This is a genomic window from Haloprofundus halobius (genome assembly GCF_020097835.1).
Lineage (GTDB): Archaea > Halobacteriota > Halobacteria > Halobacteriales > Haloferacaceae > Haloprofundus > Haloprofundus halobius.
This window is the reverse complement of record NZ_CP083666.1, coordinates 758,921-771,348: the sequence shown is the minus strand read 5'-3', so window position 1 is coordinate 771,348 and position 12,428 is coordinate 758,921. Positions and strand designations below refer to the sequence as shown.

Genomic DNA, 12,428 nt, shown 5'->3' with positions numbered 1-12,428 from the left:
AAGATCGTGTATATCTGTGTGAGATGGAGGCCGGAATACAGCACAACCACGGGTGTTTTTACGCGTGGCCCTCTCACCCTCTCTCATGCACCAGGGGCGGGATACCCGTCGTGTCGGAGACGGTCTCAACGAAAAGTGTGGCGTCGTCGGCGTCTCGCTCGACGACCGCGAGGCCGCGCGGCCGTTGTACTACTCGCTGTACGCGCTCCAGCACCGGGGACAGGAGTCGGCGGGTATCGTCACCCACGACGGGTTCCAACAGCACAGCCACGTGGAGATGGGACTCGTCGGCGACGTGTTCGACGAGGAGTCGCTCTCCACGCTGCGCGGCACCGCCGGTATCGGGCACGTCCGCTACCCGACGGCGGGCGGCGTCAACAGTTGCTGTGCGCAACCCTTCGCCGTCTCGTTCAAGTCAGGGTCGCTCGGCCTCGCGCACAACGGCAACCTCGTCAACGCCGACGAACTCCGCTCGGAACTCGAAGACCTCGGCCACGCGTTCACCTCCGAGGGCGACACCGAAGTCATCGCCCACGATCTCGCCCGTAATCTCCTGGAGTCGGACCTCGTCCGCGCCGTCAAACGGACGATGGAGCGAATCCACGGCTCCTACGCGCTCACCATCAGCCACGACGACACCGTTCTGGGAGTTCGAGACCCCGAGGGGAACCGCCCGCTCTGCATCGGAAAGCTCGACGACGGCTACGTCATCGCCTCCGAGTCGGCCGCCATCGACACCCTCGACGGCGAACTCGTCCGCGACGTCCGGCCGGGCGAACTCGTCGTCCTCGAAAGCGACGGCAGCGGCTTCGACTCCTATCAACTGGTCGAAAAAGAGAACTCGGCGTACTGTTTCTTCGAACACGTCTACTTCTCTCGACCCGACTCGGTCATCGACGACACGCTCGTCTACGAAGTCCGGCGGAACCTCGGTCGCGCGCTCTGGGAGGAGAGCGGCGTCGAGACGGACGTAGTGATGCCGGTTCCCGACTCGGGCCGCGCCTTCGCGACGGGCTACGCCGAGGCGGCGAGCGAGACGACCGCCGACGGCGAACTTCGGGCGGAGGACGACGACGGCGTCGAGTTCGCCGAGGGGCTGATGAAGAATCGGTACGTAGGGCGGACGTTCATCATGCCGACGCAGGACGAACGCGAGCGCGCGGTTCGGTTGAAGCTGAACCCGATTCGGAGCACGGTGGAGGGGAAGACGGTGACGCTCATCGACGACAGCATCGTCCGCGGCACCACGTCGACGCAGTTGGTCGAACTGCTTCACGACGCTGGAGCCGAAGAGGTCCATATGCGCATCGGCGCACCGCCAATCGTCGCCCCCTGCTACATGGGAATCGACATGCACACGCGCGAGGAACTCATCGCCGCCGACCGCTCCGTCGCCGAGGTCCGCGACGAAATCGGCGCGGACAGCCTCAGCTACCTCTCCATCAACTCCATCGCCGACTGTCTCCAGAAATCGCGCGCCGACCTCTGTCTCGGCTGCGTCACCGGCGAGTATCCGTACGACATCGACGGCGAGACGACTGACCGCGACGTGACTCGTCCAGCTATCGGCCCGGAAGCGCCCGCCGACGACTGACGGCGGCCGCGTTCCCGTTCACTCCTCGTTTCCGACCGCCCCCGTGCTCTCGAAGACCGACGCTGTCAGAAACTCCCGCATCGCCCCGGTGAAGAACTCGGGGTCGTCGAGGTTCGAGGCGTGTCCCGCACCCGGAACCTCACGGACGGTCGCGTCCGGGAGCTCCGACTGTAGTTTCGGCACGTGGCGGCGGAGAAACGGCGGTTCGTGTTCGCCGTACAGTACGAGCGTCGGGGTCGTAATCGCCGAGAGGTCGAGAGTGGTCTCGTGGAACCCCGCGACGGCGCGAATCACCTTCGCGAACTCCTCGGTCGCCATCTTCGGCCCTGCTTCGCGGAGTCGCTCGACGTTGCTGTAGTCGCCGCTGACGCTCTCGCCCGACAGTCGCTCCTGAAGCCACACCATCGCCTTCTCGACGCGTTCGTAGCCGAGCAGTCGGACCGGCGGGACGGTCGCTCGAAGCATCACCGAGCGCTGCAGCCACTCGCTCCGACTCAGTAGCTCCGGGGTGAACGTGTCCGCGAGGACGAGACCTGCTATCCGGTCGGGGTGTCCGGCCGCGTACACCTGCGCGATGCAGCCGCCCATCGAGAGGCCACAGAGAATCGGACGCTCGATAGCCAACGCGGTGAGAAACGCGTCCAAGTCGTCGGCGAACAGCTCTATCGAATACCGTTCTCTGTTCGACCCGCCGGTTCGACCGTGGCCGCGAACGTCGTAGGCGTACGTCGTGTACTTGTCGCTGAGCGCGTCCATCTGGAGTGTCCACTGGGAGTGGTCGAGAATCGCGCCGTGGACGAACACGAGCGCCGGGCCCGAACCGCGTCGCTCGTAGTACGTTTCGATGTCGTTGGTCCGTACTGTCGGCAAGGGGCGCTCTACGTCTCCTGCGGAGATAACGTCGGCGAGCGGAGGGACGTGGTCGGCTCGCTCGGACCGCTCAGTAAACCACGTACAGCAGCGCGTAGACGATGTTTCCGAGCACGAACGAGATGAGCCAGAGCGCGGCGGCGACGCGGCCGATCTGCTTGTGGCGGGTACCGTAAATCTGCGAGACGGGACGAGTCAGCGCCAGCAGCAGCACGTAGTACAGAAGCGGGATACAGACGATAGCGAGGAGGATGTGAATCGCCAGCGTCGGCAGGTACACCCACTGGTCGACGACCGCGGGGCCGGGGAACTCCTGGGTTCCCTGCGAGATGACCTTGTAGAGGTAGAGAACGAGAAACGTCGTGAACAGGACGATGGTCGTGAGCATCAGCGTCCGGTGTCTGTCGACGTCGCCGCGGCGGATGGCGCGGACGCCGAGACCGATGGTGGCGATGGCGATAGTGCTGATGACGGCGTTGACGTGCGGAATCGCGTCGTACAGCGGTTGCGGTGCCGTCGGAAGCAGCACGTCGGGTATCGCGCCGAGCACCGCGCCGAAGACTAGACCGAGTGACACGAGCGTCAGGACGGCCGTCGTCGCCGGGACGTGGTCTCTGACACGGAGTTCCATGCTCGAACTGTGTGTTCGGGCATCAAAACGGTTGCTCTGTCCCTCTCGCCGTCGCCGCTATCGACGTAGCCGTCACTCTCGGCCGACCTCACTGTCGGCGTGGCGATCGAGATGCGGTGTTGACGGGGTACGAGAAACCGCCATACTGCGAACGGTCGACACGCCGCCGTCGAAAGGAAGGGCTTTTAACGAACCGTGCGAAACGAGAGAATGCGGTAAGACACGCGCGAGCGTGGGTAGCCAAGCCAGGCCAACGGCGCAGCGTTGAGGGCGCTGTCCTGTAGAGGTCCGCCGGTTCAAATCCGGTCCCACGCATCGCAATGGCGGAACGAAGTTCCGCCGAAAACGAGGCGGCGTAGCCGCCGAGTACGATGCAGGTGACGTCCCTACACGGACATCACCCACGCACAATCCTTTCCGAAACTACATCGAAGAGCGACTGCTCGGGCACCCAACAGCGTCACTCGGCCGCGAGCCTCGCCGAACCGGGGCACGGCTTTAAATCAGCTGAGCAAGTAAGGCGGGTACATGGCCAAATACTCCACCGGAGGCGGCGGCGGCGGAGACGACGGCGGCAGTTGCGAACTCTGTGGCAAAGAGAGTACGAGGCTCCGACAGGAGAGCGTCGCCGGTGCGACGCTGATGGTCTGTCCGGACTGCGCCAGCCACGGCGAGAACCGGAACAAAGAGCGCAAGCACCGCGACCAGTCGCGCGGCCGCGACGAGAGCGAGCCGAGCCGAAAGAAGCGCGCCGCCCAACGCGCGGCGAAGATGTACGACGCCGGGAAGGGCGACTCGAAACACTGGGAGGAAGAAGGCACCAACTACGAACGCGACCGGCTCCCGTACCTCGTCCGCGACTACGGCGACCGAGTCACCGAAGCCCGACAGGACGCCGGATTGACGACGGGCGACCTCGCGGCCGAGTTGGACGTGAGCGAACGCGACCTCGTCGCGGTCGAGGAGGGTCGGGCGACCCGAGCGGGCGTCGGTGGGTCGGTCATCCGGAAACTCGAAGACCGACTCGGTATCGAACTGAGCGACGAGTAGTCTGTAGCTTTCTGTAGCTTTTTGTCCGCGTACCGTCTTAGCACGTCCATGTCTCCCACGCTCGCACCCGCCCACCCCGACGTCAGGACGTTCGAGACGGCTGTCGAATCCGTCGACGGCCGCGAGGTGACGCTCTCGGAGACGTACTTCTACGCCGAGAGCGGCGGCCAACCCGCCGACCGAGGCGCGCTCGGCGGGATCAGCGTCGTCGACGTCCAGAGCCGAGACGACGGCGTCGTCCACGTGCTCGACGAATCGCCCGCGTTCGACGCCGGTGACACCGTCACGGGGCGCGTCGACAACGAGTTTCGGACGTACTGCATGCGGGCGCACACCGCGAGTCACGTCCTCTACGGTGCCGGTCGCGGCCTTCTCTCCGACCTCGGTTACGGCGGGTTCGACATCAGCCCCGAGAAGGTGCGCGTCGATTTCACAACGACGACGGACATCGACGACGAGACGCTCGTCGAACTCGAACGCCGGGTCAACCGCGTCGTCTGGGAGTCGCGGCCGGTGACGTGGGAACAGCGGTCGCTGGAGGCAGCGCTCGACGACCCGAACGTCGCGTTCAACACCAAAACCGAAGAGGGCGTGATGGCCGACGCCGACTCGATTCGCGTCGTCACCGTCGGCGCTGCGGTGCACGAGGAAGGCGACTGGAGCGGCGGAAACCGCGGAAACGGCGACCCGTGGGACGTGGCGGCCTGCGGTGGGACGCACGTCTCGAACACGCGCGAAATCGGCCCCGTCGAGGTACTGAGCCGGTCGAACCCCGGCGAGGGGCTGACGCGCGTCGAGTTCGCCGTCGGCCCCGAGGCGGTCGAACGCCGCGCCGAGGTAAAACGCGCCGCGCTCGACGCCGCCCGCGAAGTCGGCACGAGCGTCACTAAACTCCCCGAGTTCGTCGCCAGACTCCAGCAGGACAAGGAAGAACTGGCCGCCGAGCTGCGCGAGGCGAAGACGGCCATGCTCGCCGCCGATTTGGACGCCTTACCGACGGTCGAACGCGACGGCGCGACGTGGCGCGTCGGCGTCGTCTCCGGCGTCGGGCCGAACGACGTCGGTGACGAGTTGCAGTCGCGTGTCGGCGACGGAACCGACGCCATCGCCGTCGCGGGCGAACAGGGGTCGACGTTCGTCGTCGTCGCCACCGACGGCGACGTGAACGCGGGCAACGTGGTAGACGAAGTCTCCGACGAGTTCGGCGGCGGCGGGGGCGGCAGTCCGACGTTCGCGCAGGGCGGCGGGCTGTCGGCGTCGCCCGAAGACGTGGTCGAGTCGCTCCGCGAGTCGTAGGGTCGCCCTTGGCCCGACCCCGCCCCGACCCAGCCCCGAACGGTGAGTCAGTCATCTTTTTCCATTCGGGACCGAACTCACGGCTATGGCAACTACACGGGCGGACTCGTCGCTCACGGGCGAGCAGCGAGCCATCCGCGACGTCGTTCGGGAGTTCGCCGTCGAGGAGATTCGACCCACCGCGCGGTCGGCCGACGAGACCGAGACGTTCCCCGAGGAGGTGTGGGACGGCCTGGCCGAGTTGGACCTGACGGGCCTCACCGTCCCCGAGGAGTACGGCGGCTTCGACGCCGACCGGACGACCTACAGCATCGTCAACGAGGAGGTCGCCTACGGCCAACTCGCCGTGGCGACGGCGCTGTCGGTGCACTGTCTCGCCACCGAGTGTATCGCCGCGTTCGGGAACGAGGAGCAGAAAGAACGCTGGCTTCCGGACATGGCGCAGGGCCGTCCAGTCGGGATGTTCGCGCTGTCGGAGCCACAGGCGGGGTCGAACCCCGCGCAGATGGAGACCGTCGCGAGAAGAGACGGCGACGAGTACGTCGTCAACGGCGACAAGCAGTGGATTACGAACGGCGAGCGCGGAGCGGTCTGCATCCTCTTCGCGAAGACCGACCCCGACGACCCCTCGTCGGTGACGCAGTTTCTCGTGCCGAAAGACGTCGGCATCGAGGTCGGACAGAAAGAGAAGAAGCTCGGTCTCCGTGCCAGCGACACCACGGGATTGAAGTTCGACGACGTCCGCATCCCGGCCGAGAACCGCCTCACCGAGGAAGGCAAAGGCCTCTCGGCGGCGTTTCAGATTCTCACGGGCGGCCGCGTCGGCATCGCCGCGCAGGCGGTCGGCCTCGCCCAATCGGCGCTCGACGAGGCCCGCGAATACGCCCACGAGCGCGAGCAGTTCGACAAGCCAATCGCCTCCATCCAGTCCATCCGTCACAAGTTCGCAGACATGGCGACGCAGGTCCACGCCTCTCGGCTGATGGTCCGCGAGGCGGCCAGACAGGAGGACGCCGGGGAGGACAACCGCGTCTCGGCCGCGATGGCGAAGTACCACGCCAGCGAGGCGGCCGTCGACGTGTCCAACGAGGCGGTCCAGATTCACGGCGGCTACGGCTACGTCACCGAGTTCGACGTCGAACGTCTCTACCGCGACTCGAAGATCACGACCATCTACGAGGGGACCAGCGAGATACAGAAGGAGATCATCGCCCGCGGCGTCCTCGACGACTGAGCGAAACTCGACCGGAACGCGTCGACCGACCGAAGCCGTCTTTTCGATGGCAGGCCCAGTCCCCGGTAGTGACTGCACACTCCCTCGACCGACAGCTGGCGGACGATTCGATAGCTTTCGACGGCTACGACGCCGTCGTCTACGACCTCGACGGGACGCTCGTCGATCTGCTCGTCGACTGGAACCGCGTCGCCGCAGACGCCGGGGCCGTCTTCGACGACGCCGGCGTCGACGCCGCGGGGATGGACCTCTGGGCGATGCTCGATCTGGCCGACGAGGAGGGGATGCGCCCCGAAATCGAGGCCGTCATCGCTGACCACGAACGCGAGGGCGCGCGCAACTCGACCCGACTGACGCTGGTCGACGGCGTCGCCGACCACGCCGTCCCCGTCGGCGTCTGCTCGCTCAACTGCGAGGACGCCTGCAGGATCGCGCTCGACGTGCACGAACTCGCCGACCACGTCGACAGCGTCGTCGGTCGCGACTCGGTGGCGACGCGGAAGCCGGACCCCGAACCGCTGTTGGCGACGCTCCGGGAACTGGGCGTCGACCCCGAGAACGCGCTGTTCGTCGGCGACTCCGCGCGGGACGAACGAACCGCCGAACGCGCGGGCGTCGCGTTCAAGTACGTCGACGGCGGGCCGTCCGACGTCTGACTCACTCCGATTCGTCGGAGCCGCCCGCCTCTTCCGGTTTCGACCCGCCGTCGCCGGCATCCGTCCGCCGAGCGTACCCGTAGGCACCGACTGCGACGAAAATCCAGATGATCGCGCCGACGCGGACGGCGAAGGAGACGCGCGACTCCCACGTCGGCAACGCGACCGTCGTCGACAGCGCGGCGACGACGGGCGCGCCGGTGAGAATCGTCGTGACGAACGTCACCTGCATCACCCACCCGAAGTCGACGCCTTCGGGATTCGAGCGCTCGACGGGTTGCACGAGCGGAGGTTCGCGCGCGAGCCTTAATGTGTGCCGGTTCGTCGCACGCGCGTCAGTTCTGTCATCTCACCTGACAGCTCCGCCGATAGGCGTACGTATTTACCGTCGGGCGCGCCAACGGCGGGTATGCCAACGGTTCGCGACATCCGCGCGATGGCGGGCGAGGAGACGATAACGATGCTGACCGCGTACGACGCGCCGACGGCCGCCGTCGCCGACGAGGTCGGTATCGACATCCTCCTCGTCGGCGACAGCATGGGGAACACGGCACTGGGCCACGAGTCGACGCTGCCCGTGACCGTCGACGAGGTGGCGAGTCGGACGGGGGCGGTCGCCCGCGCCGCCGAGGACGCGCTCGTCGTCGCCGACATGCCGTTTCTCTCCTTCGGCGTCGACGACGCCGAGAGCATCCAAAACTGCGGGCGGATGCTGAAGGAGGCCGACGCCGACGCGGTGAAACTGGAGAGCGGTCCGCACACCGTCGAACTCACCGAGCGTCTCGCGCAGTTGGGCATCCCGGTGATGGCGCACCTCGGCCTCACCCCGCAGCAGGTGAAGGAAGTCGGCTACGCCCGCCAGGGGACCTCCACGGAGGCGGCCACGGAACTTCTCGAACTCGCTCACGCCCACGAGGCGGCGGGCGCGTTCGCGCTCGTCCTCGAACACATTCCCTCGAACCTCGCCGCCCGCGTCACCGAGGAACTGGAGATTCCGACCATCGGTATCGGCGCGGGGTCGGACTGCGACGGTCAGGTGCTCGTCGTCGACGACGTGCTCGGACTGAGCGACTACACGCCGCCGTTCGCCACGCAGTTCGGCGACGTGCGCGCGGAGATGGAATCGGCGATCTCGTCGTACCGCGAGGCTGTCGAATCCGGCGAGTTCCCCGCCGAGGAGCACAGCCACGTCGAAGAGGACCTGGACGAGCTCTACTGACGCACCTTTTTTTACGAGGTCCTCGCGCGCCTCCGGCGCGCTCGAACCCCGCCAAAAAATCTACACCAAAAAAGTCGCTCGCGCTACAGCGAGTTAGTTCGACTCGTGATGGTGACGGCGGCCGTTTGGCCTGGTTCGTCCCTACACCACCAGAGCGTCGAGTAACTGTCGTGTATGCACATTTCTGAGCGCTGTGAGGGAATTCAGCAACCGATCGGATGTACGGTACGCTCGGCGCAGAACGGTACAAAGAGCGATGAGTCGGCGTACTACAACCCCCGCCCGCCCAAGAACTCCGACACCGCGTCGTTGAACGCCGCCGGTTGCTCCAGCATCGCCAGATGCGCGGCGTCGTCGACGGTGACCATCTCGGCGTCGGGAATCTCGTCGGCGAGGAACTCGTGGTACCACGGCGGCGTCAGTTGGTCGTGTTCGCCGACGACGGCGAGCGTCGGCACCTCGATCTCGGAGAGTCGGTCGCGCACGTCGAAGCGGTGACAACTGAGGAAGTCGCGATGGGTCACCTCCTGGCCGGCCTCGCGCATCGCCTTCCGTGAGAACTCGAGATCGCGCTCGTCGGGGTCGTGGAACAGTCGGTCGTCGTCGTGGAGAAACTCGACCGCGCGGTCGAAGTCCTCCTCCAGCCACACCAAAAGGTCGTCGAGGACGGTGAGTTTCGCTCCGGTCCCTGTCAGCACGAGCGCGTCCAAATCGAGTTTGCGTTCGAGGGCGACAGTCATCGCCACCGCGCCGCCGAGGGAGTTGCCGACGAGCACGCGACAGTCGGTCTCCTCGCCGACGGCGACGACATCCGCGGCGTACACCGACAGCGCCTCGTATCCGGCGTCGGCGTCGGCATCGTCGCTCTCGCCGTGTCCGCTCAGATCTACCGCCGCGACGGTCCGCTCGTCGGCGAGTCTGGACTGCGATTTCCAGACGCCGTGCGAGCCACCGCTGCCGTGGATACAGAGCACTCCCGCGTTCTCGGAGTCGCCGGTATCACCGCCGGAAACTCGATAGGCGGTCTCGCGTCCGTGGTGTGAACACGTGTTCATGCGATATGTTTTCGTGGCGCTCGTGATAAACACATCCGTGCGCCGAGGCCCCCGACACTCACACGCCCCCGAGAGTGACTCATACTGGCTACTCTCGTGTGAACCACAAATCCACTACAGTTGGGTGATTCCCACGTCGTACGGCGATTCGTGTATGAAAGATTTAAATACTTAGATGCCTAACTTGGGGTTAGGAATCACCCAATGAGTGTTCAACAATCAGCCGGCGGCGAGCGATTCATCCGCCGATACGAGTACGACGACAGTTGGGTCATCGCTGCAGAACTCGGCGTCGACGACGACGACGCCGTGGACGTAGACGTCGTGGGGACGACCGCCATCGTGGTCGTCGACCACGGCGACCGGGTGTCCGAGACCGAGTTCGAGTTCGAGTTACCCGGAACGGACGCAACAGTTGAGACCAACAACGGTGTACTGACCATCACGGTATCCAAATGAAGCTCACAGTCAAGCCCCTGAAACAGAAGGACGCCGGTCGCGGTCTCGCGGCCATCGACAAGCAGGTCGCCGAGGAGATGGGTCTCGAAGGCGGCGACTTCATCCGCATCGAGGGCCGTGACAGCGCGGCCATCGCCCGCGTCTGGCCGGGTTACCCGGAGGACCGCGGGTCGGGCGTCATCCGCATCGACGGCCGACTCCGCCAGCAGGCGAACGTCGGCATCGACGACCGCGTGACCGTCGAGAAGGCGGACGTCAAGCCCGCCAAGCGGGTCACGGTCGCGCTCCCGCAGCGACTCGGCATCCGCGGGAACATCGACGCGCTCATCCGCCGCGAACTCGGCGGTCAGCCCGTCACCACGGGCCAGACGGTCCGCCTCCCGCTCGGCTTCGGCTTCATGTCGAACCAGAGTCAGGCGGTGCCGCTGAAAATCGCGTCGACGCAGCCGTCCGGAACGGTCGTGATCAACGACTCGACGACTGTCGAAATCAGCGAGAAGCCCGCCGAACAGATTCGTGAGGGCGCGGGCGACGGCGGCTCCGGTACCGGTCCCGACGTGACGTACGAGGACATCGGCGGCCTCGAAGGCGAACTCGAACAGGTCCGCGAGATGATTGAACTGCCGATGCGACACCCGGAGCTGTTCAAGCGCCTCGGCATCGACCCGCCGAAGGGCGTTCTCCTGCACGGCCCGCCGGGCACGGGGAAGACGCTCATCGCCAAGGCCGTCGCCAACGAGATCGACGCCGAGTTCCACACCATCTCCGGCCCGGAGATTATGTCGAAGTACTACGGCGAAAGCGAAGAACAGCTGCGCGACGTGTTCGAGGAGGCGACCGAGAACGCGCCCGCCATCATCTTCATGGACGAACTCGACTCCATCGCCGCCAAGCGCGAGGAGGCCGGCGGCGACGTCGAGCGCCGCGTGGTGGCGCAACTGCTCTCGCTGATGGACGGTCTCGAAGAGCGCGGCCAGGTCGTCGTCATCGGCGCGACTAACCGCGTCGACGCCATCGACCCCGCGCTTCGCCGCGGCGGTCGGTTCGACCGCGAGATCGAAATCGGCGTTCCGGACCGCGACGGCCGCAAGGAGATTCTGCAGGTCCACACGCGGAATATGCCGCTGACCGACGACGTCGAGTTGGACGTGTACGCCGACAGCACTCACGGCTTCGTCGGCGCGGACCTCGAGTCGCTCGCCAAGGAGTCGGCGATGACCGCGCTGCGGCGCATCCGGCCGCAGTTGGACCTCGACGCCGAGGAGATAGACGCGGACGTCCTCCAGTCGCTACAGGTGACGGAGAACGACTTCCGCGAGGCGCTGAAGGGTATCGAACCCTCGGCGCTCCGCGAAGTGTTCGTCGAAGTGCCCGACGTGACGTGGGAGGACGTCGGCGGCCTCGAAGACACCAAAGAGCGGCTCCGCGAGACCATCCAGTGGCCGCTGGAGTACCCCAAAGTGTTCCAGCAGATGGACATGGCCGCCGCCAAGGGCGTCCTGCTGTACGGCCCGCCCGGAACCGGGAAGACGCTCTTGGCGAAAGCCGTCGCCAACGAGTCCGAGTCGAACTTCATCTCGGTGAAGGGGCCCGAACTGCTGAACAAGTTCGTCGGTGAGTCCGAGAAGGGCGTCCGCGAGGTGTTCAGCAAGGCCAGAGAGAACGCCCCGACGGTGGTGTTCTTCGACGAGATAGACGCCATCGCGACCGAGCGCGGCCGCAACAGCGGCGACTCGGGCGTCTCCGAGCGCGTCGTCTCGCAGCTCCTCACGGAGTTGGACGGCCTCGAAGCGCTCGAAGACGTGGTCGTCATCGCGACGACGAACCGGCCGGACCTCATCGATTCGGCGCTCCTGCGCCCGGGTCGACTCGACCGGCACGTCCACGTGCCCGTCCCCGACGAGGAGGCGCGCCGGAAGATTCTGGACGTCCACACCCAGCACAAACCGCTGGCAGACGACGTGGACCTCGACAGGATCGCCCGCCGCACCGACGGCTACGTCGGTGCCGACCTCGAAGCGCTCGCCCGCGAGGCGGCGATGGCCGCCAGCCGCGAGTTCATCCGCTCGGTGAAACCCGAGGAGGTCGACGACTCCGTCGGCAACGTCCGCATCACGATGGACCACTTCGAGGACGCGCTCGACCAGGTCGGCCCGAGCGTCACCGACGAGACGCGCGAGCGCTACGACGAGATCGAACAGCGCTTCGGCACCGCCGACATCGAGCGCGACGGCGACGAGATGAGCCGAACGTTCCAGTAGTCGGCCGATACCAACTCTCCAGCCGTCGACGCTTCCGAGGCGTCGACGGCGGGTTTCCCGCTTCGACCGTCGCTCCCTCGGAGTGAACACTAAACATAACGAT

The 12,428-nt window shown here is 66.1% G+C and carries 12 protein-coding genes and 1 tRNA gene; 9 read left to right on the top strand and 4 right to left on the bottom strand.

Going from position 1 to position 12,428, the window contains the following annotated elements:
* Positions 1-85: 85 nt before the first annotated feature.
* Positions 86-1,594, top strand: coding sequence for an amidophosphoribosyltransferase (gene purF, locus LAQ74_RS04140; protein WP_224335360.1), 1,509 nt, complete (start codon positions 86-88; stop codon positions 1,592-1,594).
* Positions 1,595-1,612: 18 nt separating this feature from the next.
* Here purF and LAQ74_RS04135 read toward each other — a convergent pair whose 3' ends face one another.
* Positions 1,613-2,464: an alpha/beta fold hydrolase gene (locus tag LAQ74_RS04135; RefSeq protein WP_224335358.1), complete on the bottom strand. Its 852-nt coding sequence runs from the start codon at positions 2,462-2,464 to the stop codon at positions 1,613-1,615.
* A gap of 70 nt (positions 2,465-2,534) precedes the next feature.
* Positions 2,535-3,095, bottom strand: coding sequence for a DUF420 domain-containing protein (locus LAQ74_RS04130; protein ID WP_224335356.1), 561 nt, complete (start codon positions 3,093-3,095; stop codon positions 2,535-2,537).
* Positions 3,096-3,325: 230 nt separating this feature from the next.
* Here LAQ74_RS04130 and LAQ74_RS04125 point away from each other — a divergent pair.
* From LAQ74_RS04125 to LAQ74_RS04105, 5 genes are all read left to right on the top strand, one after another.
* Positions 3,326-3,410: transfer RNA gene (locus LAQ74_RS04125), tRNA-Leu, on the top strand.
* 213 nt (positions 3,411-3,623) lie between these two features.
* Positions 3,624-4,145 (top strand): helix-turn-helix domain-containing protein, encoded by a 522-nt coding sequence (locus LAQ74_RS04120; RefSeq protein WP_224335354.1) that lies wholly within the window; start codon positions 3,624-3,626, stop codon positions 4,143-4,145.
* Positions 4,146-4,193: 48 nt separating this feature from the next.
* Positions 4,194-5,441, top strand: coding sequence for an alanine--tRNA ligase-related protein (locus LAQ74_RS04115; protein ID WP_224335353.1), 1,248 nt, complete (start codon positions 4,194-4,196; stop codon positions 5,439-5,441).
* Between the two features lie 85 nt (positions 5,442-5,526).
* Positions 5,527-6,675, top strand: coding sequence for an acyl-CoA dehydrogenase family protein (locus LAQ74_RS04110; protein ID WP_224335351.1), 1,149 nt, complete (start codon positions 5,527-5,529; stop codon positions 6,673-6,675).
* A gap of 68 nt (positions 6,676-6,743) precedes the next feature.
* Positions 6,744-7,331 (top strand): HAD family hydrolase, encoded by a 588-nt coding sequence (locus LAQ74_RS04105; RefSeq protein WP_224335349.1) that lies wholly within the window; start codon positions 6,744-6,746, stop codon positions 7,329-7,331.
* A gap of 1 nt (position 7,332) precedes the next feature.
* On the opposite strand, the gene LAQ74_RS04100 is transcribed toward LAQ74_RS04105, so the two are convergent.
* Entirely contained in the window at positions 7,333-7,614 is a 282-nt protein-coding gene (locus tag LAQ74_RS04100; protein ID WP_224335347.1) for a DUF5822 domain-containing protein, read from the bottom strand.
* 126 nt (positions 7,615-7,740) lie between these two features.
* Here LAQ74_RS04100 and panB point away from each other — a divergent pair, with 126 nt between their 5' ends.
* Positions 7,741-8,550, top strand: coding sequence for a 3-methyl-2-oxobutanoate hydroxymethyltransferase (gene panB, locus LAQ74_RS04095; RefSeq protein WP_224335345.1), 810 nt, complete (start codon positions 7,741-7,743; stop codon positions 8,548-8,550).
* 269 nt (positions 8,551-8,819) lie between these two features.
* Here the strand turns inward: panB and LAQ74_RS04090 are convergent, their stop codons facing one another.
* Positions 8,820-9,605 carry an alpha/beta fold hydrolase gene (locus LAQ74_RS04090; protein WP_224335343.1) on the bottom strand — a complete coding sequence of 262 codons (786 nt, stop codon included), beginning with the start codon at positions 9,603-9,605 and terminating at the stop codon, positions 8,820-8,822.
* A 204-nt stretch (positions 9,606-9,809) separates the two neighbouring features.
* On the opposite strand from LAQ74_RS04090, the gene LAQ74_RS04085 reads away from it, so the two are divergent.
* Complete coding sequence (locus tag LAQ74_RS04085; protein ID WP_224335341.1) at positions 9,810-10,064, top strand: DUF7127 family protein; 255 nt, start codon at positions 9,810-9,812, stop codon at positions 10,062-10,064.
* On the top strand, positions 10,061-12,325 hold the full coding sequence (locus LAQ74_RS04080; RefSeq protein ID WP_224335339.1) for a CDC48 family AAA ATPase: 2,265 nt from the start codon (positions 10,061-10,063) through the stop codon (positions 12,323-12,325). The genes LAQ74_RS04085 and LAQ74_RS04080 overlap by 4 nt, the downstream gene beginning before the upstream one ends.
* Positions 12,326-12,428: the final 103 nt, after the last annotated feature.

What these genes read in the sequence shown, in the direction of transcription:
- purF (WP_224335360.1), top strand. Translation starts at nt 86, where the DNA reads ATGCACCAGGGGCGGGATACCCGTCGTGTCGGAGACGGTCTCAACGAA.
- LAQ74_RS04130 (WP_224335356.1), bottom strand. Translation starts at nt 3,095, where the DNA reads ATGGAACTCCGTGTCAGAGACCACGTCCCGGCGACGACGGCCGTCCTG.
- LAQ74_RS04120 (WP_224335354.1), top strand. Translation starts at nt 3,624, where the DNA reads ATGGCCAAATACTCCACCGGAGGCGGCGGCGGCGGAGACGACGGCGGC.
- LAQ74_RS04115 (WP_224335353.1), top strand. Translation starts at nt 4,194, where the DNA reads ATGTCTCCCACGCTCGCACCCGCCCACCCCGACGTCAGGACGTTCGAG.
- LAQ74_RS04110 (WP_224335351.1), top strand. Translation starts at nt 5,527, where the DNA reads ATGGCAACTACACGGGCGGACTCGTCGCTCACGGGCGAGCAGCGAGCC.
- panB (WP_224335345.1), top strand. Translation starts at nt 7,741, where the DNA reads ATGCCAACGGTTCGCGACATCCGCGCGATGGCGGGCGAGGAGACGATA.
- LAQ74_RS04090 (WP_224335343.1), bottom strand. Translation starts at nt 9,605, where the DNA reads ATGAACACGTGTTCACACCACGGACGCGAGACCGCCTATCGAGTTTCC.
- LAQ74_RS04085 (WP_224335341.1), top strand. Translation starts at nt 9,810, where the DNA reads ATGAGTGTTCAACAATCAGCCGGCGGCGAGCGATTCATCCGCCGATAC.
- LAQ74_RS04080 (WP_224335339.1), top strand. Translation starts at nt 10,061, where the DNA reads ATGAAGCTCACAGTCAAGCCCCTGAAACAGAAGGACGCCGGTCGCGGT.